The sequence below is a fragment of the Bradyrhizobium japonicum USDA 6 genome (genome assembly GCF_000284375.1).
GTDB classification, from domain to species: domain Bacteria; phylum Pseudomonadota; class Alphaproteobacteria; order Rhizobiales; family Xanthobacteraceae; genus Bradyrhizobium; species Bradyrhizobium japonicum.
Genome location: NC_017249.1, coordinates 37,250 through 62,618, shown reverse-complemented (window position 1 = coordinate 62,618; position 25,369 = coordinate 37,250). Strand labels below are relative to the sequence as shown.

At 62.4% G+C, this 25,369-nt stretch carries 29 protein-coding genes and 1 pseudogene; 23 read left to right on the top strand and 7 right to left on the bottom strand.

Annotated features, from left to right (window positions below; translation table 11 throughout):
- Positions 1-75: 75 nt before the first annotated feature.
- Genes BJ6T_RS00320 through BJ6T_RS00310 form a run of 3 tightly spaced genes read left to right on the top strand, consistent with a single transcriptional unit; the run spans position 76 to position 2,403 of the window.
- The gene (locus tag BJ6T_RS00320) at positions 76-471 is read left to right on the top strand and encodes a helix-turn-helix transcriptional regulator (protein ID WP_011082902.1); all 396 of its coding nucleotides are present in this window, start codon (positions 76-78) and stop codon (positions 469-471) included.
- On the top strand, positions 468-989 hold the full coding sequence (locus BJ6T_RS00315) for an ImmA/IrrE family metallo-endopeptidase (RefSeq protein ID WP_011082901.1): 522 nt from the start codon (positions 468-470) through the stop codon (positions 987-989). Before BJ6T_RS00320 ends, BJ6T_RS00315 begins: the two co-directional genes overlap by 4 nt.
- Positions 990-996: 7 nt before the next feature.
- On the top strand, positions 997-2,403 hold the full coding sequence (locus BJ6T_RS00310; protein WP_014490281.1) for an exodeoxyribonuclease I: 1,407 nt from the start codon (positions 997-999) through the stop codon (positions 2,401-2,403).
- Positions 2,404-2,669: 266 nt separating this feature from the next.
- On the opposite strand, the gene BJ6T_RS42970 is transcribed toward BJ6T_RS00310, so the two are convergent.
- Complete coding sequence (locus BJ6T_RS42970; RefSeq protein ID WP_011082899.1) at positions 2,670-2,885, bottom strand: helix-turn-helix transcriptional regulator; 216 nt, start codon at positions 2,883-2,885, stop codon at positions 2,670-2,672.
- Positions 2,886-3,246: 361 nt separating this feature from the next.
- Positions 3,247-3,405 carry a hypothetical protein gene (locus BJ6T_RS46880; RefSeq protein ID WP_016839828.1) on the bottom strand — a complete coding sequence of 53 codons (159 nt, stop codon included), beginning with the start codon at positions 3,403-3,405 and terminating at the stop codon, positions 3,247-3,249.
- Between the two features lie 382 nt (positions 3,406-3,787).
- Between BJ6T_RS46880 and BJ6T_RS00300 the strand changes: the two genes are divergently transcribed.
- The 4 genes from BJ6T_RS00300 (at position 3,788) to BJ6T_RS00285 (ending at position 9,621) form a co-directional block, all read left to right on the top strand.
- Positions 3,788-4,984 carry a hypothetical protein gene (locus BJ6T_RS00300; protein ID WP_026192137.1) on the top strand — a complete coding sequence of 399 codons (1,197 nt, stop codon included), beginning with the start codon at positions 3,788-3,790 and terminating at the stop codon, positions 4,982-4,984.
- Positions 4,985-5,156: 172 nt separating this feature from the next.
- The gene (locus BJ6T_RS00295; RefSeq protein ID WP_014490278.1) at positions 5,157-7,250 is read left to right on the top strand and encodes a ParB/RepB/Spo0J family partition protein; all 2,094 of its coding nucleotides are present in this window, start codon (positions 5,157-5,159) and stop codon (positions 7,248-7,250) included.
- A 56-nt stretch (positions 7,251-7,306) separates the two neighbouring features.
- Positions 7,307-8,365, top strand: a complete 1,059-nt coding sequence (locus tag BJ6T_RS00290) for a DUF7146 domain-containing protein (RefSeq protein ID WP_011082896.1) — start codon at positions 7,307-7,309, stop codon at positions 8,363-8,365.
- Positions 8,366-8,691: 326 nt separating this feature from the next.
- Positions 8,692-9,621 carry a DUF2493 domain-containing protein gene (locus BJ6T_RS00285; RefSeq protein ID WP_011082895.1) on the top strand — a complete coding sequence of 310 codons (930 nt, stop codon included), beginning with the start codon at positions 8,692-8,694 and terminating at the stop codon, positions 9,619-9,621.
- A gap of 75 nt (positions 9,622-9,696) precedes the next feature.
- On the opposite strand, the gene BJ6T_RS00280 is transcribed toward BJ6T_RS00285, so the two are convergent.
- Positions 9,697-10,365: a hypothetical protein gene (locus BJ6T_RS00280; protein WP_011082894.1), complete on the bottom strand. Its 669-nt coding sequence runs from the start codon at positions 10,363-10,365 to the stop codon at positions 9,697-9,699.
- Positions 10,366-10,660: 295 nt separating this feature from the next.
- Between BJ6T_RS00280 and BJ6T_RS00275 the strand changes: the two genes are divergently transcribed.
- On the top strand, positions 10,661-11,083 hold the full coding sequence (locus tag BJ6T_RS00275; protein WP_014490276.1) for a hypothetical protein: 423 nt from the start codon (positions 10,661-10,663) through the stop codon (positions 11,081-11,083).
- Positions 11,084-11,131: 48 nt separating this feature from the next.
- Here BJ6T_RS00275 and BJ6T_RS00270 read toward each other — a convergent pair whose 3' ends face one another.
- Positions 11,132-11,905 (bottom strand): class I SAM-dependent methyltransferase, encoded by a 774-nt coding sequence (locus tag BJ6T_RS00270; protein ID WP_011082892.1) that lies wholly within the window; start codon positions 11,903-11,905, stop codon positions 11,132-11,134.
- Positions 11,906-12,339: 434 nt separating this feature from the next.
- Here BJ6T_RS00270 and BJ6T_RS00265 point away from each other — a divergent pair, with 434 nt between their 5' ends.
- On the top strand, positions 12,340-12,546 hold the full coding sequence (locus tag BJ6T_RS00265; protein WP_014490275.1) for a cold-shock protein: 207 nt from the start codon (positions 12,340-12,342) through the stop codon (positions 12,544-12,546).
- 31 nt (positions 12,547-12,577) lie between these two features.
- Here BJ6T_RS00265 and BJ6T_RS42965 read toward each other — a convergent pair whose 3' ends face one another.
- Positions 12,578-12,919: a hypothetical protein gene (locus tag BJ6T_RS42965; protein WP_011082890.1), complete on the bottom strand. Its 342-nt coding sequence runs from the start codon at positions 12,917-12,919 to the stop codon at positions 12,578-12,580.
- A 707-nt stretch (positions 12,920-13,626) separates the two neighbouring features.
- Between BJ6T_RS42965 and BJ6T_RS00255 the strand changes: the two genes are divergently transcribed.
- Positions 13,627-13,953, top strand: a complete 327-nt coding sequence (locus BJ6T_RS00255; protein WP_011084751.1) for a DUF736 domain-containing protein — start codon at positions 13,627-13,629, stop codon at positions 13,951-13,953.
- A 116-nt stretch (positions 13,954-14,069) separates the two neighbouring features.
- Here BJ6T_RS00255 and BJ6T_RS00250 read toward each other — a convergent pair whose 3' ends face one another.
- Both BJ6T_RS00250 and BJ6T_RS00245 read right to left on the bottom strand, forming a co-directional pair.
- A complete protein-coding gene (locus BJ6T_RS00250; RefSeq protein WP_011082888.1) occupies positions 14,070-14,480 on the bottom strand; it encodes a hypothetical protein in 411 nt (136 codons plus the stop codon).
- A 163-nt stretch (positions 14,481-14,643) separates the two neighbouring features.
- Positions 14,644-14,877, bottom strand: coding sequence for a helix-turn-helix domain-containing protein (locus BJ6T_RS00245; protein WP_016841283.1), 234 nt, complete (start codon positions 14,875-14,877; stop codon positions 14,644-14,646).
- Between the two features lie 231 nt (positions 14,878-15,108).
- Between BJ6T_RS00245 and BJ6T_RS00240 the strand changes: the two genes are divergently transcribed.
- The 13 genes and pseudogenes from BJ6T_RS00240 (at position 15,109) to BJ6T_RS00185 (ending at position 25,320) form a co-directional block, all read left to right on the top strand.
- Positions 15,109-15,372, top strand: a complete 264-nt coding sequence (locus tag BJ6T_RS00240) for a hypothetical protein (protein ID WP_011082886.1) — start codon at positions 15,109-15,111, stop codon at positions 15,370-15,372.
- A 119-nt stretch (positions 15,373-15,491) separates the two neighbouring features.
- Entirely contained in the window at positions 15,492-15,701 is a 210-nt protein-coding gene (locus tag BJ6T_RS46875; RefSeq protein WP_014490272.1) for a transcriptional regulator domain-containing protein, read from the top strand.
- 61 nt (positions 15,702-15,762) lie between these two features.
- Positions 15,763-16,278 (top strand): DUF2285 domain-containing protein, encoded by a 516-nt coding sequence (locus BJ6T_RS00235; protein ID WP_014490271.1) that lies wholly within the window; start codon positions 15,763-15,765, stop codon positions 16,276-16,278.
- A 203-nt stretch (positions 16,279-16,481) separates the two neighbouring features.
- Complete coding sequence (locus BJ6T_RS00230; RefSeq protein WP_014490270.1) at positions 16,482-16,733, top strand: helix-turn-helix transcriptional regulator; 252 nt, start codon at positions 16,482-16,484, stop codon at positions 16,731-16,733.
- A gap of 13 nt (positions 16,734-16,746) precedes the next feature.
- The gene (locus tag BJ6T_RS00225) at positions 16,747-17,862 is read left to right on the top strand and encodes a replication initiator protein A (RefSeq protein WP_014490269.1); all 1,116 of its coding nucleotides are present in this window, start codon (positions 16,747-16,749) and stop codon (positions 17,860-17,862) included.
- Positions 17,859-18,497 carry a ParA family partition ATPase gene (parA, locus tag BJ6T_RS00220; protein WP_011082882.1) on the top strand — a complete coding sequence of 213 codons (639 nt, stop codon included), beginning with the start codon at positions 17,859-17,861 and terminating at the stop codon, positions 18,495-18,497. The genes BJ6T_RS00225 and parA overlap by 4 nt, the downstream gene beginning before the upstream one ends.
- Positions 18,494-18,760, top strand: a complete 267-nt coding sequence (locus BJ6T_RS00215; RefSeq protein ID WP_011082881.1) for a ribbon-helix-helix protein — start codon at positions 18,494-18,496, stop codon at positions 18,758-18,760. Before parA ends, BJ6T_RS00215 begins: the two co-directional genes overlap by 4 nt.
- Positions 18,747-19,265 (top strand): DUF2840 domain-containing protein, encoded by a 519-nt coding sequence (locus BJ6T_RS00210; protein ID WP_011082880.1) that lies wholly within the window; start codon positions 18,747-18,749, stop codon positions 19,263-19,265. The genes BJ6T_RS00215 and BJ6T_RS00210 overlap by 14 nt, the downstream gene beginning before the upstream one ends.
- Positions 19,262-19,807 carry a S26 family signal peptidase gene (locus tag BJ6T_RS00205; protein ID WP_011082879.1) on the top strand — a complete coding sequence of 182 codons (546 nt, stop codon included), beginning with the start codon at positions 19,262-19,264 and terminating at the stop codon, positions 19,805-19,807. The genes BJ6T_RS00210 and BJ6T_RS00205 overlap by 4 nt, the downstream gene beginning before the upstream one ends.
- A 34-nt stretch (positions 19,808-19,841) precedes the next feature.
- On the top strand, positions 19,842-20,177 hold the full coding sequence (locus BJ6T_RS00200) for a DUF736 domain-containing protein (RefSeq protein ID WP_011082878.1): 336 nt from the start codon (positions 19,842-19,844) through the stop codon (positions 20,175-20,177).
- Between the two features lie 369 nt (positions 20,178-20,546).
- Positions 20,547-21,089, top strand: a complete 543-nt coding sequence (locus BJ6T_RS49530; protein ID WP_014490268.1) for a lytic transglycosylase domain-containing protein — start codon at positions 20,547-20,549, stop codon at positions 21,087-21,089.
- Positions 21,090-21,557: 468 nt separating this feature from the next.
- Positions 21,558-23,296: pseudogene (locus BJ6T_RS00190) on the top strand (relaxase/mobilization nuclease domain-containing protein).
- A 41-nt stretch (positions 23,297-23,337) separates the two neighbouring features.
- Positions 23,338-25,320: a conjugal transfer protein TraG gene (locus BJ6T_RS00185; RefSeq protein ID WP_014490266.1), complete on the top strand. Its 1,983-nt coding sequence runs from the start codon at positions 23,338-23,340 to the stop codon at positions 25,318-25,320.
- The last annotated feature ends 49 nt before the right edge of the window (positions 25,321-25,369 follow it).

Genomic DNA, 25,369 nt, shown 5'->3' with positions numbered 1-25,369 from the left:
GATTGGCCAATATGTCAAGTAATGATCACACTAGTAAGTTTGTAATAAGCACATAATGTTTGCGGGATTGACATTATGCCCGAAGCAGCGCAAACATCGGCGATGGCGGGCAATCCGGTCTATATAGCGTTCGGCAACGCGGTCTCGACGCGGCGCAAGGCTCTTTCGCTGACCCAGGCCCAGTTGGCGAGCAAAGTTAAGATGTCTCGCGCGTCGATCGCCAACATCGAGAGCGGCCGGCAGAACATATTGCTGCACCATGTCTATGCCCTCGCCACCGCGCTTGATTTCGCGAAGGTCGCCGACCTGCTGCCGCCAATGCCGCATAAGTCCATCGGGGAGGAATTGAAGATGACGCTGGTCAATGAGAAGCTTTCGAAGGAGTCGCTGTCCGAGAACGCGGGCGCCCAGGTCGCTGATTTGATCAGCAGCGCGCTCGCGCCACGCCGCGGCTCTAAGGTCGGATCGTGAGGGACGCTGATCCAGGTCGAGCGCGCGAAGCTGCGCGCTCGATCCTTCGGGAGTTCGGCGTTTCAGCGCCGCCCGTCCCTGTCGAACGCATCATTAAATCGCGCAAGATCGTCCTTCAGTACGCACCGCTGGAGGAGGATCTTTCGGGCATGGCCTATATCAAGGACGGCATCGGCATCATCGGCGTCAATGCGCTACATCATCCCAACCGCCAGCGTTTTTCCGCCGCCCATGAACTCGCCCATCATGTGCTGCACGACGAAGACATCAGACAAGCCGTTCACGTCGACAAGGGGATACGCGTTCTCTTCCGAGATGATATCTCAGCGCTCGGAACCGAACCGATAGAGATCGAAGCCAACGCCTTCGCCTCAGAGCTGTTGATCCCCGGCGACCTCTTAGCCGCCGTCTTGGAAGGCGGTGGTGTGGATCTCGAGGACGAGGCAGCGATTGAGGGTCTCGCGCGCCGGTTTAGGGTAAGCCCGGCGGCGATGCGTTTCCGGTTGACTCGTTGGTAGCACACCCATGAGCTTCGTCTTTTTCGACACCGAGACGACGGGGCTTAAGCGTGGCTTCGATCAGATTCTCCACTTCGCCGCTGTTCGCACCGATGAAAACCTGAACGAGGTGGCTCGGTTCGAGACGCGCTCGCGCCTTCAGCCACATGTGCTTCCCCATCCTTCGGCGCTTCGGACGAACGGATTGCCGATCGAGTCGTTGACTGATTCCAGCCTGCCGTCGCACTACACCATGGTAGGAGATATTCGCCGGACCTTGATTTCCTGGAGCCCTGCGGTTTTCGTCGGCTTCAACTCCATCCGCTTCGACGAGGAGATGCTGCGCCACGCCCTCTTCCAGTGCCTATATCCGGCATATCTGACAAGTAATCATCGAAACTGCCGCGCCGATGCGCTCAGTCTGGTGATGGCCGCCGATGCCGTGTCGCCTGCGCAACTAGTTGTGCCGGTCAGCGAAGAAGGGCGGCGGACATTTCGCTTGCAACAGTTGGCGGCGGCAAATGGCGTCGCACATGCTCGGGCACACGACGCGATGTCCGATGTGCTTGCGACGCTCGAACTGAGCCGATTGGTCTATCGAAGGTCTCCGGAGTTGTGGCAGCGCTTCGTGCGCTTCTCGAACAAAGCGACCGTCGCGGATTTCATTGAGGTCGAAGACGGCTTCGTGTTGACCGAGTTTTTCGGCGGCCAAGCTTATCATACGTCGGTCGTCTGCATCGGCAGGGATCCCGATCAGGCCAATGGCCGGCTTTGCTTGAGTCTCAACGAAGACATGGGCCGGCTTGCCGCGATGAGCGATCTCGAACTGCAAGTTCATCGGACGCAGAAGCCAAGTCCGATTCGTCGCTTCAGGATCAATGCCGCGCCCACGCTGACGGCGTTCTACGACGCTCCCGAGCATATGCTGGATGGCGGTTCGATGGGCGCCACCGGAGACCGGGCCTGTCTCATGAAGGCGGACACTGGTCTGTGCGCGCGGCTTGTGGCTGCTTACATGGCTGCGCGCGAGCCCTACGCATTATCTCCGCACCTCGAAGAGCGCATCTATAGCGGCTTTCCCGGTCCTGCTGATGAGGCACGCATTGCCGCGTTCCACGATGCGCGATGGGAGGACCGCCTCGCGATCGTCCAGGGCATGGAGGACGAGCGACTGCGCTGGTTCGGGCTCCGGTTGATCTATTTCGAAGCGCGCTCGGTTCTCCCCGAACCTACTCGATTGGAGGTCGAGCGCTACTTGACCGATCAGATGACAGGCGACGGTTCGGGCTGCCTCACCATCGATCAGGCGATGGCAGAGACGGAAAGGGTGCTTGGCGAGTTCGCCAGTCCAGATGATCTTCTGATCCAATATCGCACGTATCTGCAGGATCGACTGGCGCGGCTTGAGGCCTATCGGACACGGCTGATTGCCTGAACCGACCGGTTCGGAGCGCTCAACTCAACGTCGCCTTCTCTGCGCTGAGTATTTGGTCACGGACGGAGTGCCGCGAGGACATGGCGTCAGTGTTGAGCCGACTTATGATGAAAGCGGTGGTCTGACGGTGCACCGCTGAACAGGGGAAACGCAGCGCGGTTCGCGATTTTAGCTCCCTATCATTCCGAGCACAGCAACCGAGTCGTTGTCTCGAGCGTGCCAGCGGATTGAGTCATCATATTAGAGCGCGATTTTGTTTTCTCAAGCTAGCTCACGTTCAGTTCTTTCGACGCACTACAAATCACCAGATTTCCCCGATCCCATGCGTCAAGCTCGTCCACCGGGTATAAGACGGCTTTGCCGATCTTGATGTATGCAGGCCCAGTTCGCATTGCGCGCCAATTCCGCAGCGTACCCACGGAGACCTCGCCACGGTATCGTGCAGACACTTCCTCCGGTGTCAGGAATTTGGACTCCGTCATTCGTCTTCTCCATCACTCCGCCGCACGAAACGTCACGGTCGAGATGACTGAGATGTTGGCACCCAGAATGACGGAAGAAAACGATATTCTCGATGACCCCGCATAGCTCGCGTCAAACGCGAGCGAGTTAACGCGTCAGCCTGCGTTGATAGCCGCAAGATAGCGTAACGGAGCGTAGCAAAAATACTTGCGGCTCTCGGCCGCAGGTACACTGACCAATCGCGAAGATCGGAAGGTCGTCCTTGTAGGAAGTGTCTTTGGTTAGAAATGCCTTGAGCTGATCGTCTCCCAACCCGTATCCGTTGTCTTTGCAGGAAACGATCATGGACTCTCGGTCGTCGAGCATGTCAGCTCGAATAAATTAGACGTCGATTTCAACCAGCATGTCCGTTTCAGAGGCGTCTTCGTGCTTGCGGATAAGGAATGAGTCGGTCGCATTTGAGATCGGTTCCTCAAAAACGACATACAGGTTCGAGCTGATCTTCGTATTCTTGATGCTGCCCCTGATATCGAACGTCATTTTCGTTTCAATCGCTGACGTTGTGGTCTGTGGAGGATCGTTCTGCCGGTGTGTGGGACGTCAAGTCAAGCTGTCGTATGAAAATGGCGAAAGCACCCGCCAGTTGGCTCCGATGTTCAGTTCCCCTTGTTTGCGCGCGCACTAACTTTCCGAGCTGGTCCATCGGGTTACGCAGCCTGTTGCTCCGATGATATGGCGAATTCCGGCGGTGCGCCTTTGAGGGGAAAGCCTTCCCCCTGGTCGGCGCCGCGGTCGCCGACGCACCCCCTTCTGCGGGGAGACCCCGCAACGCCCCCATTAGAGTGAGAGGACGGATCGGCTTCGCCGTGACGGGTTGATGATCGGAGGAGAGGCCTCCGGCGCCCGTCATGGAGATTGTCCCATGACCCAAGCAGAAGTTTTGATCGCTGCCCACGACTGCGCCGGCGGCTACAAGGTGGATGTGAGTCGCGGCGAGCGCATCGGCCGCGTTTCATCCGAATGGTTCTCGCGGCCGGCGGACGAACGCTATCTGTCCTTGTCGGATCTCTACTCCGCCGTGCGCAGCCGGAGCGAGCGCAGCCGGACCCGAACGGTCGAGAGCACCGCGATCCGAGTGGAGGCCAACCGCGACGATGCCGAGCGCCTGACGCTGATGCTACCCGGTTGCGACGCGCCGATCGCGCCGACTCATTGGAGCTTCGGTCAACTTGCCAGCTTGGTCGGAGCGCCGGCGGCTTACCTCCGTCAGCTTCCGGCACCGCTCGCTGGCATCAACCTGCAGTTCGGCCTCAGCTTTCATCGAGCCGAGCAGATAAAAACGCTTGAGGTGCAGGGCAGTCGCCTCGAGCTTCGCGCCGCGACGGGTCCGGAATATGGGCGTATATTTGACCACGAACTCGTGGCAGCTGTTCAGCGCATCGCCGGCAATGGCACGGGTGACACGCGCTGGAAGGTCCCAGGCGTGCTTGATTGGTCGACTGGCGTTTACAACCCGCGCGTCGACATCACCCAGGATACGACGACGCTCTACGCCTCCGATCGCGATGTCTTCCTGTTTCTGGTCGACGACCTCAATCCGATCGAGGCCGGCCGGCTGCCCGACGGCTTGCCGGACCTCTACTTCCGCGGCTTCTACTGCTGGAATTCCGAGGTGGGCGCGAAGACGCTCGGCATAGCGAGCTTCTATCTTCGCGCCGTCTGTCAGAATCGGAATTTGTGGGGTGTTCAGGATTTCGAGGAGATCACCATCCGCCATTCGAAATACGCCGCGACGCGCTTCGCCCATGAGGCGGCGCCGGCGCTGACACGCTTCGCGAACTCTTCGCCGATGCCCTTCGTCAACGGCATCAAATCGGCGCGGGAGCGGATCGTCGCCCGGACCGACGAGGACCGCAGCGAGTTTCTGCGCAAGGGCGGCTTCTCCAAGACCGAGACGGCGAAGATCATCGACACAGTTCTGTCCGAGGAAGGCCGGAAGCCCGAGAGCGTGTTTGATTTCGTCCAGGGCATCACAGCCGTCGCGCGCGACAAGACTCATCAGGACGCACGACTCGACATGGAGGCACGGGCGAAGAAGCTGCTCGACCGCGCGGCCTGATTCCCGGACAACCGGAGATACGGAACGGTGCTTTTCCGGTTCCGAGGCTTTCCGTCTTTCCTGTTCGTTGGCTTTGCGACGCCGCCCTCCAAAGTGAGAGGGCGGCGCTGCGCTTCGTGACGAGTTGATGTCGAGAGAGAGGCTCTCGGCGCCCGTCGCGGAGTATCATCCCATGGCGACTACCGTTCGCAAGATCACCCTTTCGCCCTCGCGCGATATCCCCTTCAACAGGCTCGTGCTGAGTCAGTCGAACGTCCGGCGCGTGAAGGCCGGCGTCTCGATCGAGGAGCTAGCAGAGGACATCGCCCGCCGGGGCCTTCTGCAGGGCCTCAGTGTCCGGCCCGTCGTCGACCAGGTCGGCGCCGAGACCGGCGTGTTCGAGATCCCGGCTGGCGGCCGGCGCTACCGCGCGCTGGAGCTGCTCGTCAAGCAGAAGCGCCTCGCCAAGACCGCCCCGGTGCCCTGCGTCGTCCGCGATAGCGGCATCGCTGAGGAAGACTCGCTCGCCGAGAACGTCCAGCGCGCTCCGCTTCATCCGCTCGACCAGTTCCGGGCATTCCTGGCGCTGCGCGAAAAGGGCCAGTCGGAGGAGGAGATCGCTGCCGCCTTCTTCGTCTCCGTCAACGTCGTCAAGCAACGCCTCAAGCTCGCGTCGGTTTCGCCGACGCTGCTCGACGTCTATGCGGAGGACGGCATGACGCTCGACCAGCTCATGGCCTTCGCTGTATCTGGCGACCACGAGCGTCAGGAAGTTGTGTTCGAGCGGCTGAAGGCGTCCCACGACAAGCAGCCCTACGTCATCCGCCGCATGCTGACAGAAGGCGCGGTCCGCGCTTCCGACAAGCGGGCGCTGTTCATCGGGGTTGACGCCTATACTGCCGCCGGTGGCACGGTGCTGCGAGATCTGTTTCAGGGCGACGATGGCGGCTGGATGCAGGATGTCGCGCTCGTCGACCAGATGGTGGCCGACAAGCTGAAGGCGGAATCCGAGACGATTGCCGCCGAGGGTTGGAAGTGGACCGAGGTCGCCCCCGATTTCGCTTACGGCCACGCTTTCGGTCTGCGACAACTTCGCGGCGAGATCGTCACCCTCACTGCCGAGGAGGAAGCGGCCCGCAACGCCTTGCAAGCAGAGTTCGATCAGCTGTCTGAGAAACACGCGGACGCCGATGAACTGCCCGACGAGGTCGACGAACGGTTGTCCGAGCTGGAAACAGCTTTGGAGGGGCTCGAGAGCCGGCCGGTTGTTTTCGACCCGGCCGAGATCGTGCGCGCAGGCGTCTTCGTCAGCATTGGCGCTGAAGGCGAGCTTCGTGTTGAGCGCGGCTACGTCCGGCCCGAAGACGAACCGTCGGCGGAGCCGGAGCCCGGTCTTGCTGAAGAAGATGGTGAGGCCGAACGGGCCAAGGCCGCGAGCTACGAAGGCGGCGAGCGCAACGTGTCGGTCGAGCCCGGCGCCGAGCAGGAGGAGGACGAGGGCCTTTCGCCCATCTCCGACCGGCTGATGACCGAGCTCACCACCCATCGGACACTCGGCCTGCGTCATGCCCTCGGTGAGCAGCCGCAGGTCGCCTTTCATGCGGCCCTGCATGCTCTGACATTGAAGACCTTCTACCACTACGGCTCGGATAGCTGCCTGGAGCTGGATCTGAAGAGCGTGAGTTTCGGCGCCCAGGCGCTCGGCCTGAACGACAGCGCCTTAGCCGAGGCGATCCGCGCTCGGCACGAGCGCTGGGCGAAGGCTTTGCCGAAGGAATCGGCCGACCTCTGGGACGCACTTCAGGCGTGGGACGGCGACAGCCAGGCGATGCTCTTTGCCCATGTCGTCAGCCTGTCGGTCAACGCCGTGCATGAACCCTGGAATCGGCGGCCGCGTGCGCTCGCTCACGCCGACCGTCTCGCCCGGGCTGTCGATCTCGACATGGCTGCGGCGGGGTGGAAACCGACCGTAGACAACTTCTTCGGTCGGGTGACGAAGACGCGAATCCTCCAGGCCGTGGTGGAGGCAAAAGGGCAGCGCGCCGCCGATCGGATCGAGCATCTGAAGAAGGGTGACATGGCTGCCGAGGCGCAGACCTTGCTCACCGACACGGCCTGGCTGCCCGAACCGCTTCGCACGCTGGGCCGAGCCATTGGCGACGAACCGGCGGTCGAATCTATAGTCGAGGAAACTCCAGAGCAGCCTAGCGAAAACAAACTGGAAGACGAAGAAGAGCGGACCGCCCACAATCAGCGAGCCGGTGAGCAGATTATGGCAGCCGAATAAGCCGTCGAGAGCAACAACAAGGTCCGCTGGCGACGGCGGACCTTTTCTTTTTGGGGATGACGATGGCCGATAACGCACACGATCTCGCACGGCGTCTCGGCCGGCAGGCTGAGTCCGTGTGCCGTCACTACCTCTCTGCCGGACGACGGGAAGGTAGCTATTGGCTCGTCGGCGACGTCCGCAATACGCCTGGCCGCTCAATGTTCGTGCGGCTCAAGCAGTCGGCGAAGGGAGCCGCCGGCAAATGGACCGATGCCGCCACCGGGGAACATGGCGATTTGCTCGATGTCATTCGCGAGAGTTGCCGCCTGGTCGACTTCAAGAACGTCCTCGACGAGGCGCGCTTGTTTCTCAGCTTGCCGCATCCAGAGCCCGAGCCCAATCAGCCGCGGCTCCGCAATTCCAGCGCGGCACGAGGATCGCCGGAGGCCGCTCGTCGGCTCTTTGCCATGTCGCAGCCGATCGAACGCACACTCATAGAAGCGTATCTCCGCAATCGCGGCATTACGTCTTTGCACGAAACCGGAAGCCTGCGCTTTCACCCACGTTGCTACTACCGGCCCGACGACCACAGCCCGACCGAGACCTGGCCGGCGATGATCGCCGCCGTCACCGATCTGTCCGGCGAGCTGGCTGGCGTACACCGCACCTGGCTCGACCCGCATGGTTTCAGCGAGGCGACGCTGGGCAAGGCGCCAATCGACACGCCAAAGCGGGCGATGGGCGACCTGCTTGGTCACGCTGTTCGATTTGGCGTCGCTGGTGAAGTCATGGCGGCCGGTGAGGGCATCGAGACGATGCTGTCGCTCCGCTGCGCCCTGCCGACCATGCCGATGGTCGCAGCTCTCTCGGCAGCGCATCTCTCCGCCGTCCTTCTTCCGGATACGCTCCGCCGGCTCTACATCGCCCGGGACGACGATCCTGCCGGTGACGGCGCCATGGCGACCTTGATGGATCGGGCGCAGGAGGCCGGCATCGAGGCAATCGTGATCTCGCCACAGCTTGGCGACTTCAACGAGGATCTTCGCCTGCTCGGATTTGACGCCCTTCGGGCCGCAAGCCGCGTACAGATCGCGGCGCAGGACGTCGCGCGCTTTATGGAGCTGGCGGCATAGCCGAAACGGGATGAGGGGCGACGCGGCCGCTTCGTTACCGCACGGTCGGTGAACGTGTTTCCCCTCGGCGCCAGAGGACTGCCCCACGGCCTTCTGAGAGGGCGATCGGGCGGCAGGCGGCCCGGACCGGCAACCTCGTGGGCCGACTATTTTCCGTCGGCGGCAGAGCCGCCTTTACATCGCGAGACAAAATAGTCGGCCCCCTTCGGTCCTCCGCCAAGGCTCCGGCCCTCCGCTGCGCTGCGGGTGCAAGTCCGTTCCGCCTGCCGCTTTCGTCGCCATGAAGGCCGCGATGGGCGCGGTCGATCCGACGAGGGAAAACCGCAATGACCGCCGACCACGACAACGATTTCGAGCCGCACCACAGCTCATCCCCGACCGACCAGGTCCTCCAGGAACTCCAGCTCCATGGCTACCGTCCCTTCCACGATGATCCCGATCCCCGGGGGCTTCCTGAAGCGCGAATCCTCGCCGGCAGCGTCGCCGACATCTTCGATGCCCTGGTGGTGGCGCTGTCCGATACCCGTCTTGAGCCCGACCTCGACGACCTGCTCTGGTCGATGGTAAACGTCTTCCATCGTGCGATCGACAGGATCGAGCGCGAGCTCGACGATAACGAGCTGGCCCAGCAGCGCTCGCAGCGGGAGCAGGACGGCAGCGAAATCAAATCCGTCGAGCTGGAGCGTCTGACGGCAGAAGGGCAAACGCTGATCGAGCGACGCAACGCCTTCGAGCTGATGCGCGACCAGGCCGCCGACGAGTTCGAACGCCACGCCCATTCCGCATGGCGGCCGCGCAACGGATCGAAGGTCAACCACCGCAATCTGACGTCAGCGATGATCGACAGCCGCGATTTCCTGGCCGCGAAGAAGCGCGCCGAAAATCAGGTGCTCATGCCACGCGGACCGAAAGTCGCGCTCACCGGTGGACTCGACTTCAACGACTACCGGCTAATTTGGGCTAAGCTCGACCAGGTGCACGCCAAGCACCCGGACATGGTGCTGCTGCACGGCGGATCGCCCAAGGGCGCCGAGCTGATTGCCGCCAAGTGGGCCGACAATCGCAAGGTCCCGCAGATCGCCTTCAAGCCCGACTGGACAAAGCACGCCAAGGCCGCGCCGTTCAAACGCAACGATGCGATGCTGGAGACGCTACCCATCGGCGTGATGCACTTTCCTGGCACCGGCATCCAAGACAATCTCGCTGACAAAGCGAAGAAGCTAGGCATCCCGGTCTGGAGGTACGGCGGCTCGTGAGCGCCGCCGTACCTTGTCGTGCAGAACGACAGACGAAATGAGAGCCCAATCGTGCCATGAAATGCCTAGCTGCCCTCAGGCGTCCTGATCATAGTAATGTGAGTCATCAATGGCGCCCGACGTCTCCAGCTCCGGCCGCATATAGCCGGTTCGACCGGCCACACGCTCAAATGTTATCATCGTCGTGAAAGCGATCGAATCCCCGTGGAACGGCTTATCCGGATCGTTCTCTCCATTGAGAGAACCTGAGACATTTGCCACGAGCACATCGTCTCCGACGTCTAGGCTTACTTTGTCTATGTAAAGCTCGTCAAAAAAAGCATTCGTCATAGCCATCTCACCCGAGAGAGCGTCCTCGATCATCATGGGATCTTCTTGAATGAAGGATACATCGATATACTCCTCGAGATCTCGGGTGTACCAAACCTCACCTGAAAAGTAGCCGTTTGCGTTAAGAAAGCTCGAGAGCAGCGAAGCCAGCTCGTCAACATTGGGTAGACCTGCAGGGAGACCATTGAGGTGCTGCACGCGCTGATCCATCAAGCGCAGATCAGGCATCAGGATCGCGGCTTTATCCAAAGCCGCAAGCTGATACTTCGGCTCGGCCCTTAGAGCCGCCGCGGTACCATAGCCGAAATACGCAGCCACGATCTCGTGGGCGTGACCTGATCCGAGCTTGCCGCCGGCCAGATCGTTGAAGGTCATACGCAGAAAGTCTGCGCACTTCTTTTGGATGGTAGACATGGCAAATCCATTTCACACCGGCGTCTTAGTGGCAGTCACAAGCGCTTCATGACCACCGCGCGCCGGCAGAATGGTTGCCGTTCGGGTGTTCGATTGGGAAATCGAGATGCCGCCTTTTGGGTCGCTTGCAGCCCGGGCGATCGGCTCCTGACGCTCAATATGGTCATTTTGTCATTCGCCCGCAACCGGATTTGTGACGATTCCGGTCGCTGGCATTTGCTGCTATACTGCGTTTGCGCCGTGGTGGTGGTGGAAGGCGCGACCGTCAGACCCCTATCTCACGGAGCCCACCACCATGATTGCCTTGGGACCACTGCTTATTTTCCTCGCCATAGGCTTCTTCGCCTGGCTACTCTTCACGCTTGCGGTCTTCGCGGTGCCCGTCTTCGCCGGCGTGACGATTGGTCTTCGGGCCTTCCACACAGGGGCTGGCGCTCTGGGCGGAATCGCGGTTGCGTTCGCGGCTGGCGCCGTAACCTTCGGCATCGGCCAACTCGCGCTCGCCCTCGTGACATGGGCTTGGCTGCGGCTCTTAATCATCATCCTCTATGTCGCGCCCGCGACCGTCGCCGGTTACAGCGCGACGCATGGAATCGCCCAGATGGCGATGTCTTCGCCCACCTGGCAAACGGTCTTCGCGATCGCCGGGGCCGTTGCGGTCAGCATCACGGCCTTGGCTCGCTTCACCGGCATGGCCGCAGACGGGCCGGCAAGATAGCGCTTGACGCCGGGCTGATATCAATACCGGGGCGGGCCCGGCAGGAACCTAATCCGGCCGGATATCACGAAGGCTTCGAAGCTTACCGCCGATCGATGTGGACGCAGATACAATCAGCATCATGGGGCGTTCGAGTTCTTCGGCCAATTGCGGCATCTGCTGGATCTGCTCGCGTGTTGGGGCAAACTCCTCGATCCGCCGAATTTGAAGGCCTGCGCCGATCAGCGTATTCAAGGTAGTGCCAAGTGTCCTGTGGTATTTCAGAACGCCCTTGGCAAACCAGTCCGTCCGACGTTCGCCCTCGACGGAATATCGATTGACCGGCCAGGTTTTGCGGCCCTCCTCATCGGAAATCCAGTGCGGATGTGCCGCGGCCATGAAGATCGGATGCTCAATCGTAAAGACGAAATGCCCGTCAGGAACGAGCGTTTTGCGGATCACATGTACGAGACGGCCAAAGTCCTGAACATAGTGAAAGGTCAGTGCGCTGTAGGCGAGGTCGAAAGCCGCCTCAGGGAGGTCCAGTGTGTCGAGATCGGCGATGCGATACTCAATGGCCGTATCCGCTGTGTCCGCCCTGGCACGCTCGATCATGTTCTGCGACAGATCGAGACCCAGAACCGAGGCCGCGCCCTGCTCGCGCATCCAGCGCGAGGCCCAGCCGAAGCCACATCCGAGATCAACGACACGTTTCCCGACCAAATCGGGCAGCATGGCCCGGATCGCCGGCCATTCAGGAGCGCCGTCCAGCCCATGCACCTGCCGGGGCAATTGGCTGTAGCCAGCGAAGAAATCGGGATTGTCGTAGATATTCTGCGCCATATCTGCCTGCTATTCGGCTTTTCGCTCTGTGCCGCTCCGGATGATTCTTACGCATCCAAGTCGAATTGTCGCAGTGGGCTGCGCCATTTGACGAGCCTATCCGGTCAAGCTGCTTCTCGCGCCGGAAACGAAAAACCCCGGCATGAAAGCCGGGGCTCCCGTGATGCCACGACGTACATCCGGCCGCGACAAGCAGGCGACAGTTAGCACGGAGTTTTCGAAGAAAATGTGACCTTCGCCTCGTCGTTCTTGAATGCCGGCCGATTTCAGCGTGCTCGTTCATTTCATCGAGTGGGGCACTCTATTTCTTCTGTCCAAGACCTACGAACGGGCGGGACAACGGATCCCATCGAGCCGCTTTCGCGCGGAGACTTGCGATCGGCTCGTTCAATGATTTAGATGGGAAGGTGTTTTTTCTTTTTGGAGCAAATGACGTGGCGTTAGGGACTGTTAAGTGGTTCAACCCGACCAAAGGCTATGGGTTCATTGCGCCGGACGACGGTGGCAACGATGTTTTCGTGCACATCTCGGCGGTAGAGAAGGCCGGCTATACCTCGCTTGTTGAAGGCGCGAAGGTCAGCTACGAGCTGGTGATGAACCGCAGCGGCAAACAAGCCGCAGAAAATCTCCGCCTAGGATAAGGCGCAGCTCGACGTCCTGGCATACTTTGAGCTAGCCTGAATCTCGTGGTTTTGAGACCTTTGGAAGATATCCTAGTTGGCGCTCGAGGGCGGCCAAAGTCGAGTGGGCTGAATCCAAACGTGCGGTCGCCTCAGTTAGGTTGGCCCACGCTTCGTTCTGCCGCGAGACAGCTGCCGAGCCGATCTTAATGCTATTCTTAAGACACCGCGTGTCTTGGCTGCGTAAGGCGCGCCCCAATTCAGGCAGTATCCTGGTCACCGCTCGATGCGCGGAACGTTCTTTTCGCTCCAGGCGGCCGACCACGGCGAAGGCCTCACGATAGTTCCATATCGCTTCGATGGCTCTGTTTTCAAGATCGCTTTTGTCGCTCATCCGGTTCTCTTCTCACTCGAGCTCTTAGCGGTCATCATTTGCGCGAGATCCTCCTCTGGGTCCGCGCGGCGAATTGTCGTAACCCCTGTAGGGGCGGGAAGGCCTGGCGCAAGCCGGCAGCGTCCATTGGAAGGGGCTGACTCGATCAGACATCCAGCGTGCTCGCATTCTAGTCTGTGAGCTTCACACAGAGCGGCCAAGCATCGAGACACGACCGATCATCGCAGAGTGGCAGTTTCGTGGCAGTCGTTGTGCGGCATCGACCAAACGGTGACGGATCACAACTACGGCCAGCCGCTCTCGTGAATGGGGCGTGCTGCCGACGCGCGATCGCGGAAGCGGAGATCCGTCCGTCTCGATTACAGAGGGCTAAGCAGCATTGGATTCGTTGGGCCAGCTCTCTCGGTGGGCTCCCAAATCGCCACGTTCTCCTTGATGTCAGCTCTGTTTGGATCGAGCGCACCAACGGCCTCTTCGATGGATGGATCTGGCCGAAGGACGGCTGAAGCCTCGACCGCCTTTGGCGCAACAGCGGCGTCACAACTTTCTTCCCCTGCCGGCTGCGCCGCCATTCCTCGCGCGAGACAAGAAAGTTCCTCCTTTGCTGTCCAGCCCCTTCGGGGTGCGCCGTCGATCGCCTCCGGCCTGTCGATCACCATCGAGGCCGCAAGGTGCGGGCTCGAAAACAGAGATCAAGGAGAACTACCATGGCGACCATCGGCACCTTCAAGAAGACCGGCAACAACGAGTTCAACGGCGAGATCGTCACTCTCTCGCTCCAGGCGAGGAACGTCCGCATCGTCCCCGAAACCAGCCGCTCGGGCGACAACGCCCCCAGCCACCGGATCTATGTCGGCCGGGTCGAGATCGGGGCCGCCTGGTCCAAGCGCTCCAACGAAGGCCGCGATTATCTCGGCCTCAAGCTCGACGATCCGAGCTTCACCGCCCCGATCTTCGCCAACCTCTTCGCCGATGAAGAGGGCGAGGGCTTCAGCCTGATCTGGTCTCGCCCCAACCGTCGCAACGGCGACTGAGCCGATCCGCAATGCCCCGCCCGGCTGGCCCGGGCGGGGCACCGCCACGCTGAGGAAGCGCGAAGGCACCTCGTTTGCCGTGACGGCGCAAGCGGCAAGGGCGTAACCGATGCCGATCAGCGGCCGCGTGCCGATTTGATTGGACGTCTTTGGTTGGCCTCGATCACGCTCTCGACGATGTCTTCCCAGTCCGGACAAATGGCGACGAGACGATCCAGCACTGTGGGATCCCGTTCGATCTGGCCAAGCGCCTGAGCGCGCCACTGGTCGTTGAAACTAATGCTCATCAGTCCCAGGCATTCGACAACCGAACTGTCGGGGAGCAAGTGCTCCATCGTTGCCGTCACTATGCCGGTCCACTGTTGGATCAGATGCCACGGCTCCGCCTCGCGCCGCGCCTCCAACTTCTCTCCGAGCAGGCCAATCAGCGCAAAGAACCGCGTTGGCCAAGGTTGCGGCCTGAGTTCCGTGACCAGAGCATCCACTGTCTCGCGAATGTCGGCTGGCAAGTGCTCGTACAGAGTCATGAGGCCTACTCCATCTCCCCAGCATGCTCGTCCGTTTCTGAACTAGGCATGCGCTTTGGAGACAGATCAGATTTACGTAAAGCCGACTATCAACTTATGCGTGAGGCAATGCGGAGTTGATTCACGACGTGCCGGTGTTGCGGTGGGGCACAAAATTGTCGCGTCATCGAGCCCGATGGGAATGAACCGTCGTTCGCTTGACGAGATCGGTTGCTTCGACGCCGAGCGCCTCCGCGATTCGGCCAAGCACGGTCACGCTGGCCGACACATCTGCGCGTTCAATTGCGCCGACGTAACGGACGCTTAGTCCAGCGCCATCGGCCAACTCTTCCTGCGTCATTTTCTTCACATGACGTATCCGACGCAGATTGACCGCCATGACCTCCTTGAGATCCATGGCAACAAGGGAACTCACATCGGAATGATCGTTCCAGGAACGATCGTTCCGATTCGTGCGTCACTGTGCTATTCATATCGTCTGGCTAGGCCCTGGTGTGCCGCTTCCGGGGAGCGCCGCGATGCGATCTGCGCATCACGGCACAATTCGAGTGTGACGATTTCCCAGCTTGCAAAGTTCTGGAGCTTAGATGAATTCTAATCGCTGCATCAATGCTGAGGGGCAATTGCAATGAACGGCGCGCCATTCCAGGACCGGCCGCCAATAACGGATCGCGTCAACGCCTATGACGAGAAACATCTTGCTATCTACGTTCGGTTGTTGATGGCCGAAGAGGAGGGCGCCGACTGGCGCGAGGTGGTCAGCGTGATCTTCGGCCTCGACCCCACGCGCGAACCAGATCGTGCCAAAAATGTCCATGATAGCCATCTCGCCCGCGCGCGATGGATGGTGGAAGCCGGATATCAGGGCCTTTTGGAACCGCGGATGCAGTGATTTGCGCCCCAATCACGCAAATTGCGATCTCGCGTGATGCAACCTCCGGGTCTGGTCTCTTGTAGCGTCTTTAGGGATCGTGGTGCGGGGCACAGAACAAAAAGACGAGAAGACAGACCATGCCGACCCAGTACTGGCGCTCGCCGGAGACCATCGAACGCCTGAATCGTCTTGAGCGCCCGGGTTTTGCCCTCGAATTCCTTCGTCGCAATGCCGACTACCGCCGCGACTTCGCCCGCACTGAGCGACAGATCGCGCGCGGCGAATCCGATCCCAACACCATCCGAACCAGTTTCGCACGTCGATGGAGGTTGCGGTGTCGCCCATGACCCCGCCTCTCCGGTTTGGCCCGAACCAGCCATTTGGCTGCCCGAGGCATCACCGGGAACATTGATCCTGACGCCCGCGCCGCCGGACTTCGAGACCGTTCATTCGATTGATCGCAACGCTTTCGGACTGTCGATCGTCGGGCGGACAGATGCTGACGGTCGCGAGCTGGTTGTCGCCGACGGCTCGGGTGAGCTCCATGTCAGTTTGCGCGACGAGCAGGCCGCGCGCCGTCCCGCCGTGCTTGTGCCGCTCGACGGCATGGGCGAACTGCGGGCCGACGTGGCGCTACACTTCGTGCGTCGCCTCAGCGGCCAGCGCACCGGTCTTCTCCCGGCGGCGCTGCGGCTGACGTCGTTTCAGAAACGGCGACTGATTCAGCTCCTGCACGCCTTCGACGTCCACGACCTGGGTGGCGGCCCGCGAGACGTGGCAGCGAAGGTGCTCGCCTCCGACCACGCTCAGCGCCGCTCGGTCGAGTGGAAGGATTCTCATGCCCGCCGCAAGGCGAACCGGCTCATTCACGATTCAATCGCTTTGGTCGAGCGCGGCTATCTGAAACTTCTACGCGGCCTCTGATCGGCTCCCCGATTCCTTCAAGCCATCGACCTGATGAGTTAGTTGCGCCCCGGTAGTACGCCTGGCTTCGCCTGGTTGCGACGATGGGGGGACACAAACGTACGTCAATTTTCGTCCACCCCCAACGCCTGAACTCTCCGCCACTCTGGCCCGGACATGCCGCGACTTGGCCGCGGCACTTCGAGGCAAGACGGAGATCTCCCATGCTCGACAGGCCTGCGCAACTCGCCACCCGTTACGTGCGCACCCCCGAGGCCGCGCGCCTCCTCGGCATCTCGCCGCGCACGCTTGAAAAATATCGCTGCCATGGCAATGGCCCGACTTTTCGCAAGCTCGGCGGCCGCGTTGTCTACGCCATCGGCGATCTCGAAGCCTGGGCCGATCAGGCCGCCTGCAGCTCAACGTCGGATCCGCGCTACCTCGAAGCGCGCGCCGCCGGCAACGCGCATCGCTAAGGCAACGCTCGTCATGTCGTCGCGTCGCCTCATCACACCCAGCGAGCGAAGCAAGCTCGACCCGTTCGTTGTCGCCACCGGTGATGCCAGCCCGCGTGATCAACGCGACCTGATGGAGCGCCCGTTCTTTTCGCTCGCCAAGGCCAAGCGAACAAGACCGATCCTCTACCAGACCGGCGACGTGTGTGTCGAAGTCTATGCAGTTCCTGAGCACGGTATGGCGACCATTTGGGATGCCGACGTGCTGATTTGGGCGGCGAGCCAGATTGTCGAGGCCGAGAACCTCGGTCTGAAGACCTCGCGCTTCCTGCGCTTCACACCCTACCAGCTTCTGACCGCAGTCGGCCGGCAGACCGGCGCCCGCGACTACAAGCTCTTGAAGGGGGCATTGGCCCGCCTGCAGGCGACCGTCATCCGCACCAGCATCCGGCAGGGGGAGCATTGGCGGCGCCACCAGTTCTCATGGATCAACGAATGGGAGGAATGCGCGACGCGCGACGGTCGGGTGCAGGGAATGGAATTCGTCCTTCCCGACTGGCTCTATCGCGGCGTCATCGATCGCTCACTCGTTCTCACGATCGATCCGGCCTATTTCAGCCTGACTGGTGGGATCGAGCGCTGGCTCTACCGCGTCGCGCGCAAGCATGCTGGCCGCCAGCCGAGAGGTTGGCTGTTCGAGGTCGCACACCTCCATGAGAAATCCGGCAGCCTCGCCAAGCCTGCAGACTTCGCCTTTGATCTCCGCCGGATCGCGGCACGTCAACCGCTGCCAGGCTACTGCCTGAGCATCGAACGCAGGGAACGCCGAGAGCTATTGCGCATCCTGCCATCGAAGTCATTCACAGCTCCTGTGGACGGCGCTGTGAATCAGCTCGGGACTTCGGGCGTTCACACTATCGGGACTCCGGGCGTGCCGGTATCGGGATTCCGGGAGTGCAAACCACAGCTAACGCTTTGGCCAGGAAACACGATCGCCTGCCCTAACTTAGAGTCTAACTTAGAATCTAACTGTTGTAGTGGGGCCGCGCGTCTTGCGGATAACACCGACATCCGCGCTCAGCCGCCAACCGAGCACCCAAGCCAACCATCTCTGCCGCTTTCAGGTCGCAAGACGGGAGGCATGCGATGATCGTCGCCGTGCTCAACCAGAAAGGCGGTGTCGGCAAGACCACGCTCGCCCTGCACCTCGCCGGCGTATGGGCGCTGCGCGGAAAGCGCGTGACGCTGATCGACGCTGACCCCCAGGGCTCCGCATTGGACTGGTCGCAGCAGCGTGCGCGGGAGAATGTCGCACGGCTATTCGGCGTCGTTGGCCTCGCGCGCGATACGCTCCACCGCGAGGCGCCGGAAATCGCACGCACCGCCGATCATGTCGTCATTGACGGACCGCCGCGCGTCGCGGGACTGATGCGTTCGGCGCTGCTGGCGGCGGATCTCGTGTTGATCCCCGTGCAGCCGTCGCCATTCGACGGCTGGGCCTCGGCCGAGATGCTCGCTCTGCTGCGAGAGGCTCGCATCTATCGTCCGCAGCTTCCTGCTCGCTTTGTGCTCAACCGCTGCGGCGCGCGCACGATCATCGCCCGCGAGACTGCCGAAACTCTCGCCGACCACGATCCGCCGGTGCTCGCCAGCACCATCGGCCAACGCGTTGTCTTCGCCGACGCCGCTCAGTCCGGACGGCTCGTCTTCGAGTTCGTCGAGCAGAGCGCCGCCGCCCGCGAGATCGCCGCGCTCGCGGCAGAAGTTGCGAGGTTCGCGCCATGAGCGACCGCTCTATCAAACGCGGCTTCGCCTCGCGTCCGGGCGATGCCGAGAGCTGGATCAAAGCCAGTGATACGCCGCCACGCAGCGTGAATGATGCTGCCGCATTCACCGCGCGCCTGACGATTGACGTCACGCCCACGCTGCGCGGCCGCATCAAGGTCGCCGCGTTCCAGCGCGGCGTGACCGTCGCCGACATGCTGCGCGAATTGCTGGCGCGAGAGTTCCCCGCTGACGCCCCGGAGAACCGTCATGAACGACAATGAAGCCTTGCCGCCGCGTGCAGTGCCGCCCTCGCATCGACGGGATGTCGCGCTCACCCATGTCGAGCTGACCTGGATCGAGAAGCGGATCGAGCACTGGCTGCGCTTCGGCCGCCGCGCGGAGGAGAAGATTCTCGACCGTCGCCGCAGCATCTCGAGCTTTGAGCCGGGCAGCATCTTCGGCTTCGTCCGCTGGGCATCGAACGACTATGGCACCGTGGTGTCGCGCATGGACATCGTGCGTGCCGTGGAAGCCGGGCAGCGCTATCAGACGCTGCCCTTCGTCCGCCCCGGTGGCGAAATCCTGCTGCGCGTTGATAGCTGGCCGAAGGTCGAGCGCGTGTTGCAGGCCATCGACGCCATCGAGGCGCTCTCCATCGATCCGGCTGACGCCGCACCCGAATACTGGCGGCATCTCCACAACCGTCTCGCCGCCGACCATGTGCCGCGCGCCTACACGCGCGAGCAGCATATCGCCTGGCTCAAGCGCCGGAGCGTCACGCCATGACCCGCTTCGGCTATCTCATGTTGACCTACCTTGCGGCGCTGGTCGCCGGCGCCCTGGCCCTCGTTCATCCTGCGCCGCGGCTGATTTGGAACGCTACCGCGAGCACGCCAATAGGGCTCTACGCGCTGCATCCGCTCGGAGAGCTGCGCGACTTGGAACTGGTCGCGGTACGGCTGCCGGAACCGATCGCCAGCTTCCTTGCCGATGGCGGCTTTCTTCCAAAAGGTCTGCCGCTGCTGAAGCGTGTGATGGCGCTGCCCGGGCAAACCGTGTGCCGGTCGGGCGATGCCATCACGGTCGATGCTGTCGATGTCGGCGCCGCACACGAGCACGATCATCGCGGCCGTCCGCTGCCGCGTTGGAGCGGTTGCCATACCCTCGAACCGGGCGAGGTCTTTCTCATGAACCCGACCGTCCCAGACAGCCTGGACGGCCGCTATTTCGGCGCGCTCCCCGTCAGCTCGATCGTCGCGCGCGCAGTCCCGCTTTGGACGGACGAAGCCGCCGACGGCCGTTTCGTCTGGCGCGCCGCCACTCATTGACCCGTTTCCAACCCAGCAACCCAGGAGCTTTCCCATGGCACAAATCGGCCAGTTCACGCGCGATAAGTCCGGCTTCACCGGTCGCGTTGAAACGCTGTTCTTCGAGCGGATTCTCACCCTCGTCCCGGCCGAATCCTCGGATGCCGAGAACGCGCCGGACTACCGTATCCGCCTCGGCGATGCCGATGGCCCGGAGATCGGCGCAGGTTGGAAGCGGACCGGCGAGAAGGCCGGCGATTACGTTTCGCTCGTCATCGACGACCCGGCGCTGCCGCGGCCGATCCGCGCAAATCTCTTCCAGTCGGGCAACGACAAAGCGGCCTGGACGCTGAACTGGAATCGTCAGCCCCAACGCGCCGAGCGGGACTGATTGCATGCAGGATCCTGTCGCGCGTGCCGCCAACCAGGCGCATCAACGGTCCACCCCTTGTTCGGGGAAAAGCCCTCTCATAACTCGGGTCCACGCAACCGTCGGGCGGCCGCCACGCACAGCGGCGGTCAAACCGGTGGTCCGTGCGCACCGCCGGTAGGCAGCAAGACGCCTCGCCATGATGGCGGAGACAGGGCGAGCCTTGCCGTTCTCCTCCTTACCGGCCTGCTGGTGATTGGCGGGCCAACGGCAGCAGTGTCCGGGCAGAGAGCACCGGCACGAAGTCAACCGGCGAGCGATCACTACGCATCTCATGTGGCAGAGGCCGCGCAGCGCTTTGGCATTCCGGCTGCATGGATACGAGCCGTCATGCGGGTCGAGAGCAATGGCGATCGGCGTGCCGTCTCACCCAAAGGCGCACTCGGCCTGATGCAACTCATGCCCAAGACTTGGGCGGACATGCGCGCGCGCTATGGTCTCGGGCGCGATCCCTTCGATCCCCGTGACAACATCCTCGCCGGCGCCGCCTTTCTTCGCGAACTGCACGACCGTTACGGCTCGCCGGGCTTTCTCGCGGCCTATAATGCAGGTCCCGGCCGCTACGAGGAGTTTCGGGATAGACACCGTCCACTGCCCGCGGAGACGACAGCCTATGTCGCGGCCATCGTCCCTTTTGTCGACGCGGAGGGAGCGCCAGGACCTCTTCTCCTCGCGGCTTCTTCTCGTTCATCCTGGACGCGGGCGCCGCTGTTCTTCGACCACGCTGACGGGCCGTCCCCTGGCGCGCGAGCGGCGCTCGATCAACCCGCGCACGGCGGCTCAGTCGGCACTACGGTGCACGATATTTCGGCGATTGCGCCGCAGTCGGAGGGCCTGTTCGTCGCGCTCTCGGCCATGGGGCGATCGCAATGACTGCACGGCATCTTCAACGTCAATGCGCGGATCGCGGTACGTCTGCAGGCACCCTTGTTGCGGCGGCTGCACATCGGGCAGCTCGCGATATCAGCTGTCAGTTTCCAGGTTCGCTGGCGCCCCTTGACGAACATTCGGTTTGCATTCGAAACGCTGCAACACAGTCATACGGGCGATGCCTTCGGCCCGCGCTCTACTCGTCGCTTCGCTCCTCACCGAGCCACCCTACGGGTGTCTCGGCCCTTCGCGTAACGATCGCTATCGCAAACACTCGCAAACAGTGGGGGCTTCCGCGAGTACCGACCGAACGATGGCGAGATAAAAGGCCGCAATGTGCGGCTCGGTCGGTTGGTTGTTTGTGCTGCTATTTTTCCTCGGGTCCGCAATGTGCGGCTTCGGCGCGCAATGTGCGCTCGACTATCAACCCGTTGCAGGGATTCTGCATTCCGCACATTGTCGAGGCTGGCCATGGCTGAAGACAGCGATTTTCAACCACGGCCCGGCCGCATCCGCTCCTCGAGGAGCCAGCGGGCCAAGCCCTTCATCGCCCAGGCGCTTGCCGCCGCTCAACGCGCTGGCGGCGGCATTTCGCGAGCCGGCCAGCTCGTCAGCCACCGTCATTCGCGCTTCGGCCGCGGCCGAGCCGCCAGCGTGCGGGCAAACCGTCTGCTCACCGGCCGCTCGCGTCTGGTGACCATCAAGACCCGGGTCGTCCGGCACAGGGCGAGGTCGGCGCCGCTCGCGACGCATCTCGGCTATCTCCGGCGCGAAGGCGTGACCCGGGACGGGGAGAAGGCCCACCTGTTCGGCCCGGGCACCGAGGATGCCGATCCCAAGGCCTTCGCCGAGCGCTGTCAGAATGACCGCCACCATTTCCGCTTCATCGTCTCCCCCGAGGACGCGCCTGACATGGCCGACCTCAAGGGTTTCGCCCGCGAATTGGTCGGCCAGATGGAAGTGGATCTGGGTACCAAGCTCGACTGGGTGGGGTCGATCACTGGAACACCCAGCACCCCCACGTCCACATCATCGTGCGCGGCGTCGCAGAGGACGGCCAAGACCTCGTCATCTCCCGCGACTACATCAAGGAAGGGATGCGCGCCCGCGCCCAGGACCTGGTCACCCAGGAACTTGGACTGCGCTCCGATCTCGACATTCGTCGCTCGCTCGAGAGCCAGATCGGAGCCGAGCGCTGGACGCAGCTCGATCGCCAGCTTGTTCGCGATGCAAACCAGCACGGTGTTATCGACCTTGCGCCGCGTCCCGAGCAGCAGCCCGATCAATTCCATGCGTTGAAGGTTGGCCGGCTGCGACACTTGGAAAGTCTTGGCCTCGCTCATCAACTCGGGCCCGGCCAATGGTCCATGGACGAGGCCGCCGAAACGACCTTGCGCGAGCTCGGCGAACGCGGCGACATCATCAAGCGTATCCACCGCAGCTTGACCGAACGCGGCATCGAGCGCGGGAGCGCGAGTTACGTGTTATCAGGCGAAAATCTTGACGTCCCCGTCATCGGGCGTCTCGTTGATCGCGGTCTCGACGACGAGCTCAAGGCGACCGCCTATGCCGTGGTCGACGGGGTCGACGGCCGCACCCACCACATCCGGCTGCCCGACCTCGACGCTGCCGGCGACAGCGCGCCAGGCTCAATCGTCGAGCTTCGCAAATTCGATGACGCAAGAGGGCAGCGTCGCGTGGCGCTTGCCGTCCGCTCCGATCTCTCGATCGAAGCGCAGGTGACCGCGAGCGGCGCGACATGGCTCGATCGGCAGGCCGTCGCGCGCGACCCTGTGGCGCTTGGCCAGGGCGGCTTCGGCGCCGAGGTCCGCGACGCTATGGAACGGCGGCCCGAGCAGCTCATCGGGCAGGGGCTCGCCGAACGCCAGGCGCGTGGACTGGTGTTCGCGAAAAACCTTATCGGCACGCTGCGCCGTCGGGAGTTAGAGGATCTCGGCAAGCAGCTCGCCGCCGAGACCGGTCAGCCGTTCAACCCGTCGGCTAGCGGCGAGTATGTGGCAGGCACCTATCGGCAGCGCTTCGCGCTCGCCTCCGGCCGCTTCGCCATGATCGACGACGGTCTCGGCTTCCAGCTCGTGCCTTGGACGCCCTCACTCGATAAACAGCTCGGCCGGCATGTCTCTGGCGTCGCGCGCGCGGATGGCGGCATCGATTGGGGTTTTGGGCGCAACCGGGGGCTCGGCTTGTGAGTGATCCTTCCAATCACCGACGTCAGGAGAGGGCGGCCGCCATGTCGGCGACCAAGATTCTTTGGGGGCAGGTCATCATGGTCTTCGGCATCGTCCTGCTCACGATCTGGGCCGCGACGGAATGGACGGCTTGGCGCCTCGGCTTTCAGCCGCAGCTCGGGCAGCCCTGGTTCGAGCTGCTCCATTTTCCGTTCTACCTTCCGCCTGCCTTCTTCTGGTGGTGGTATGCCTACGATGCTTACGCGCCCTCAATCTTCACCGAGGGCGCCTTCATCGCGGCATCCGGCGGCATCATCGCTGCGGCGGTCGCGATCGGTATGTCGGTCTGGCGCGCCCGCGAAGCGAAGAATGCCGAGACTTATGGGTCCGCGCGGTGGGCGAAGGCAAAGGAGATCGAGCAGACTGGATTGCTTGGACCCGACGGCGTGGTGCTCGGCCGGTTCGAGCGCACCTATCTTCGCCATGATGGACCGGAGCATGTCCTGTGCTTCGCACCCACGCGATCGGGCAAGGGCGTCGGCCTCGTCATCCCTTCGCTCTTGACGTGGCCGGGCTCGGCTATCGTCCACGACCTCAAGGGGGAGAACTGGCAGCTCACTGCCGGCTTTCGCGCCCGACACGGCCGTGTCCTTCTGTTCGATCCGACCAACGCGAAGTCGTCGGCCTATAACCCGTTGCTCGAGGTGCGCCGCGGCGAGTGGGAGGTGCGCGACGTCCAGAACATTGCCGACATTCTGGTCGACCCGGAGGGCAGCCTCGAGAAGCGGAACCATTGGGAGAAAACCAGTCACGCCCTGCTGGTCGGCGCGATCCTCCACGTCCTCTATGCCGAGGAAGACAAGACGCTCGCCGGTGTCGCAGCCTTCTTGTCCGATCCCAAGCGGCCCATTGAGACGACGCTTGCCGCAATGATGCGAACCGCGCATCTCGGCGAGGCCGGTGTTCATCCCGTCGTCGCGTCCGCTGCCCGCGAGTTGCTGAACAAGTCCGGCAACGAACGCTCCGGTGTCTTGAGCACCGCCATGTCGTTCCTGGGCCTTTACCGAGATCCCGTGGTGGCGGAGGTGACGCGGTGCTGCGACTGGCGGATTACCGATATCGTTGGCGGAGAGCGAGCGACCACGCTGTACCTTGTCGTGCCGCCCTCCGACATCAATCGCACCAAGCCGCTGATCCGTCTGATCCTCAACCAGATAGGCCGCCGCTTGACCGAGGATCTGCAAGCCAAGGCCGGCCGGCGCCGGCTCCTCCTGATGCTCGACGAATTCCCGGCGCTCGGCCGGCTCGACTTCTTCGAGTCTGCGCTGGCCTTCATGGCCGGATACGGCATCAAGAGTTTCCTGATTGCTCAGTCGCTGAACCAGATCGAGAAGGCCTACGGGCCCAACAACTCGATCCTTGACAACTGCCACGTCCGGGTCAGCTTTGCGACCAACGACGAGCGCACCGCAAAGCGCGTGAGCGACGCGCTCGGCACGGCGACCGAGATGAAGGCGATGAAGAACTATGCCGGCAGCCGGCTGGCGCCTTGGCTGGGCCACCTCATGGTGTCGCGGTCCGAGACCGCCCGCCCGCTGCTCACGCCCGGCGAGATGATGCAGCTCCCGCCCTCCGACGAGATCGTCATGATGTCGGGCCTCCATCCGATTCGGGCGAAGAAGGCGCGCTATTACGAAGATAGACGTTTCCAGGAGCGCATCATGGCGCCGCCGATGCTGACGAAATCCAATGGCGGCCGGTTGGACGATTGGAGCTCAAGGCCATTGCCGCCGCGCCCAAGGGCATTGGAGACGTTGAACGACGACCAGACGGATGACGAAGATCCAAAGGCCGCCGACCGCAGGCAGCAGCCGGAACTCGATCGAGACACGGTGGAGAATAAGGAACCACTCGAGAACGAGTTCGCTTCGGACCTCGTGGATGAGCTCGATGAAGATGTCCCGCGGATCAGGCGCATGAACGACATGATGCAGGGCGTGGCGCGCCAAGCCTCCCTCGATCCCGGCGACGATCTCGGATTGTGAGGTAGCCATGATCGGGACAAAAAGAAGGCTCAGCTGTCGGTCTATCTCG

Bases quoted from the DNA above. Each gene is read 5' to 3' on its own strand.
- BJ6T_RS00310 (WP_014490281.1), top strand. From the start codon at position 997: ATGAGCTTCGTCTTTTTCGACACCGAGACGACGGGGCTTAAGCGTGGC.
- BJ6T_RS42965 (WP_011082890.1), bottom strand. From the start codon at position 12,919: ATGAGCGACAAAAGCGATCTTGAAAACAGAGCCATCGAAGCGATATGG.
- BJ6T_RS46875 (WP_014490272.1), top strand. From the start codon at position 15,492: ATGCCGACCCAGTACTGGCGCTCGCCGGAGACCATCGAACGCCTGAAT.
- BJ6T_RS00210 (WP_011082880.1), top strand. From the start codon at position 18,747: ATGAACGACAATGAAGCCTTGCCGCCGCGTGCAGTGCCGCCCTCGCAT.
- BJ6T_RS42970 (WP_011082899.1), bottom strand. From the start codon at position 2,885: ATGACGGAGTCCAAATTCCTGACACCGGAGGAAGTGTCTGCACGATAC.
- BJ6T_RS00230 (WP_014490270.1), top strand. From the start codon at position 16,482: ATGCTCGACAGGCCTGCGCAACTCGCCACCCGTTACGTGCGCACCCCC.
- BJ6T_RS00320 (WP_011082902.1), top strand. From the start codon at position 76: ATGCCCGAAGCAGCGCAAACATCGGCGATGGCGGGCAATCCGGTCTAT.
- BJ6T_RS00225 (WP_014490269.1), top strand. From the start codon at position 16,747: ATGTCGTCGCGTCGCCTCATCACACCCAGCGAGCGAAGCAAGCTCGAC.
- BJ6T_RS00285 (WP_011082895.1), top strand. From the start codon at position 8,692: ATGACCGCCGACCACGACAACGATTTCGAGCCGCACCACAGCTCATCC.
- parA (WP_011082882.1), top strand. From the start codon at position 17,859: ATGATCGTCGCCGTGCTCAACCAGAAAGGCGGTGTCGGCAAGACCACG.
- BJ6T_RS00270 (WP_011082892.1), bottom strand. From the start codon at position 11,905: ATGGCGCAGAATATCTACGACAATCCCGATTTCTTCGCTGGCTACAGC.
- BJ6T_RS00250 (WP_011082888.1), bottom strand. From the start codon at position 14,480: ATGACTCTGTACGAGCACTTGCCAGCCGACATTCGCGAGACAGTGGAT.
- BJ6T_RS00275 (WP_014490276.1), top strand. From the start codon at position 10,661: ATGATTGCCTTGGGACCACTGCTTATTTTCCTCGCCATAGGCTTCTTC.
- BJ6T_RS00295 (WP_014490278.1), top strand. From the start codon at position 5,157: ATGGCGACTACCGTTCGCAAGATCACCCTTTCGCCCTCGCGCGATATC.
- BJ6T_RS00245 (WP_016841283.1), bottom strand. From the start codon at position 14,877: ATGGATCTCAAGGAGGTCATGGCGGTCAATCTGCGTCGGATACGTCAT.
- BJ6T_RS00205 (WP_011082879.1), top strand. From the start codon at position 19,262: ATGACCCGCTTCGGCTATCTCATGTTGACCTACCTTGCGGCGCTGGTC.
- BJ6T_RS00255 (WP_011084751.1), top strand. From the start codon at position 13,627: ATGGCGACCATCGGCACCTTCAAGAAGACCGGCAACAACGAGTTCAAC.
- BJ6T_RS00280 (WP_011082894.1), bottom strand. From the start codon at position 10,365: ATGTCTACCATCCAAAAGAAGTGCGCAGACTTTCTGCGTATGACCTTC.
- BJ6T_RS49530 (WP_014490268.1), top strand. From the start codon at position 20,547: ATGCGGGTCGAGAGCAATGGCGATCGGCGTGCCGTCTCACCCAAAGGC.
- BJ6T_RS46880 (WP_016839828.1), bottom strand. From the start codon at position 3,405: ATGACGTTCGATATCAGGGGCAGCATCAAGAATACGAAGATCAGCTCG.
- BJ6T_RS00185 (WP_014490266.1), top strand. From the start codon at position 23,338: ATGTCGGCGACCAAGATTCTTTGGGGGCAGGTCATCATGGTCTTCGGC.
- BJ6T_RS00240 (WP_011082886.1), top strand. From the start codon at position 15,109: ATGAACGGCGCGCCATTCCAGGACCGGCCGCCAATAACGGATCGCGTC.
- BJ6T_RS00300 (WP_026192137.1), top strand. From the start codon at position 3,788: ATGACCCAAGCAGAAGTTTTGATCGCTGCCCACGACTGCGCCGGCGGC.
- BJ6T_RS00200 (WP_011082878.1), top strand. From the start codon at position 19,842: ATGGCACAAATCGGCCAGTTCACGCGCGATAAGTCCGGCTTCACCGGT.
- BJ6T_RS00215 (WP_011082881.1), top strand. From the start codon at position 18,494: ATGAGCGACCGCTCTATCAAACGCGGCTTCGCCTCGCGTCCGGGCGAT.
- BJ6T_RS00290 (WP_011082896.1), top strand. From the start codon at position 7,307: ATGACGATGGCCGATAACGCACACGATCTCGCACGGCGTCTCGGCCGG.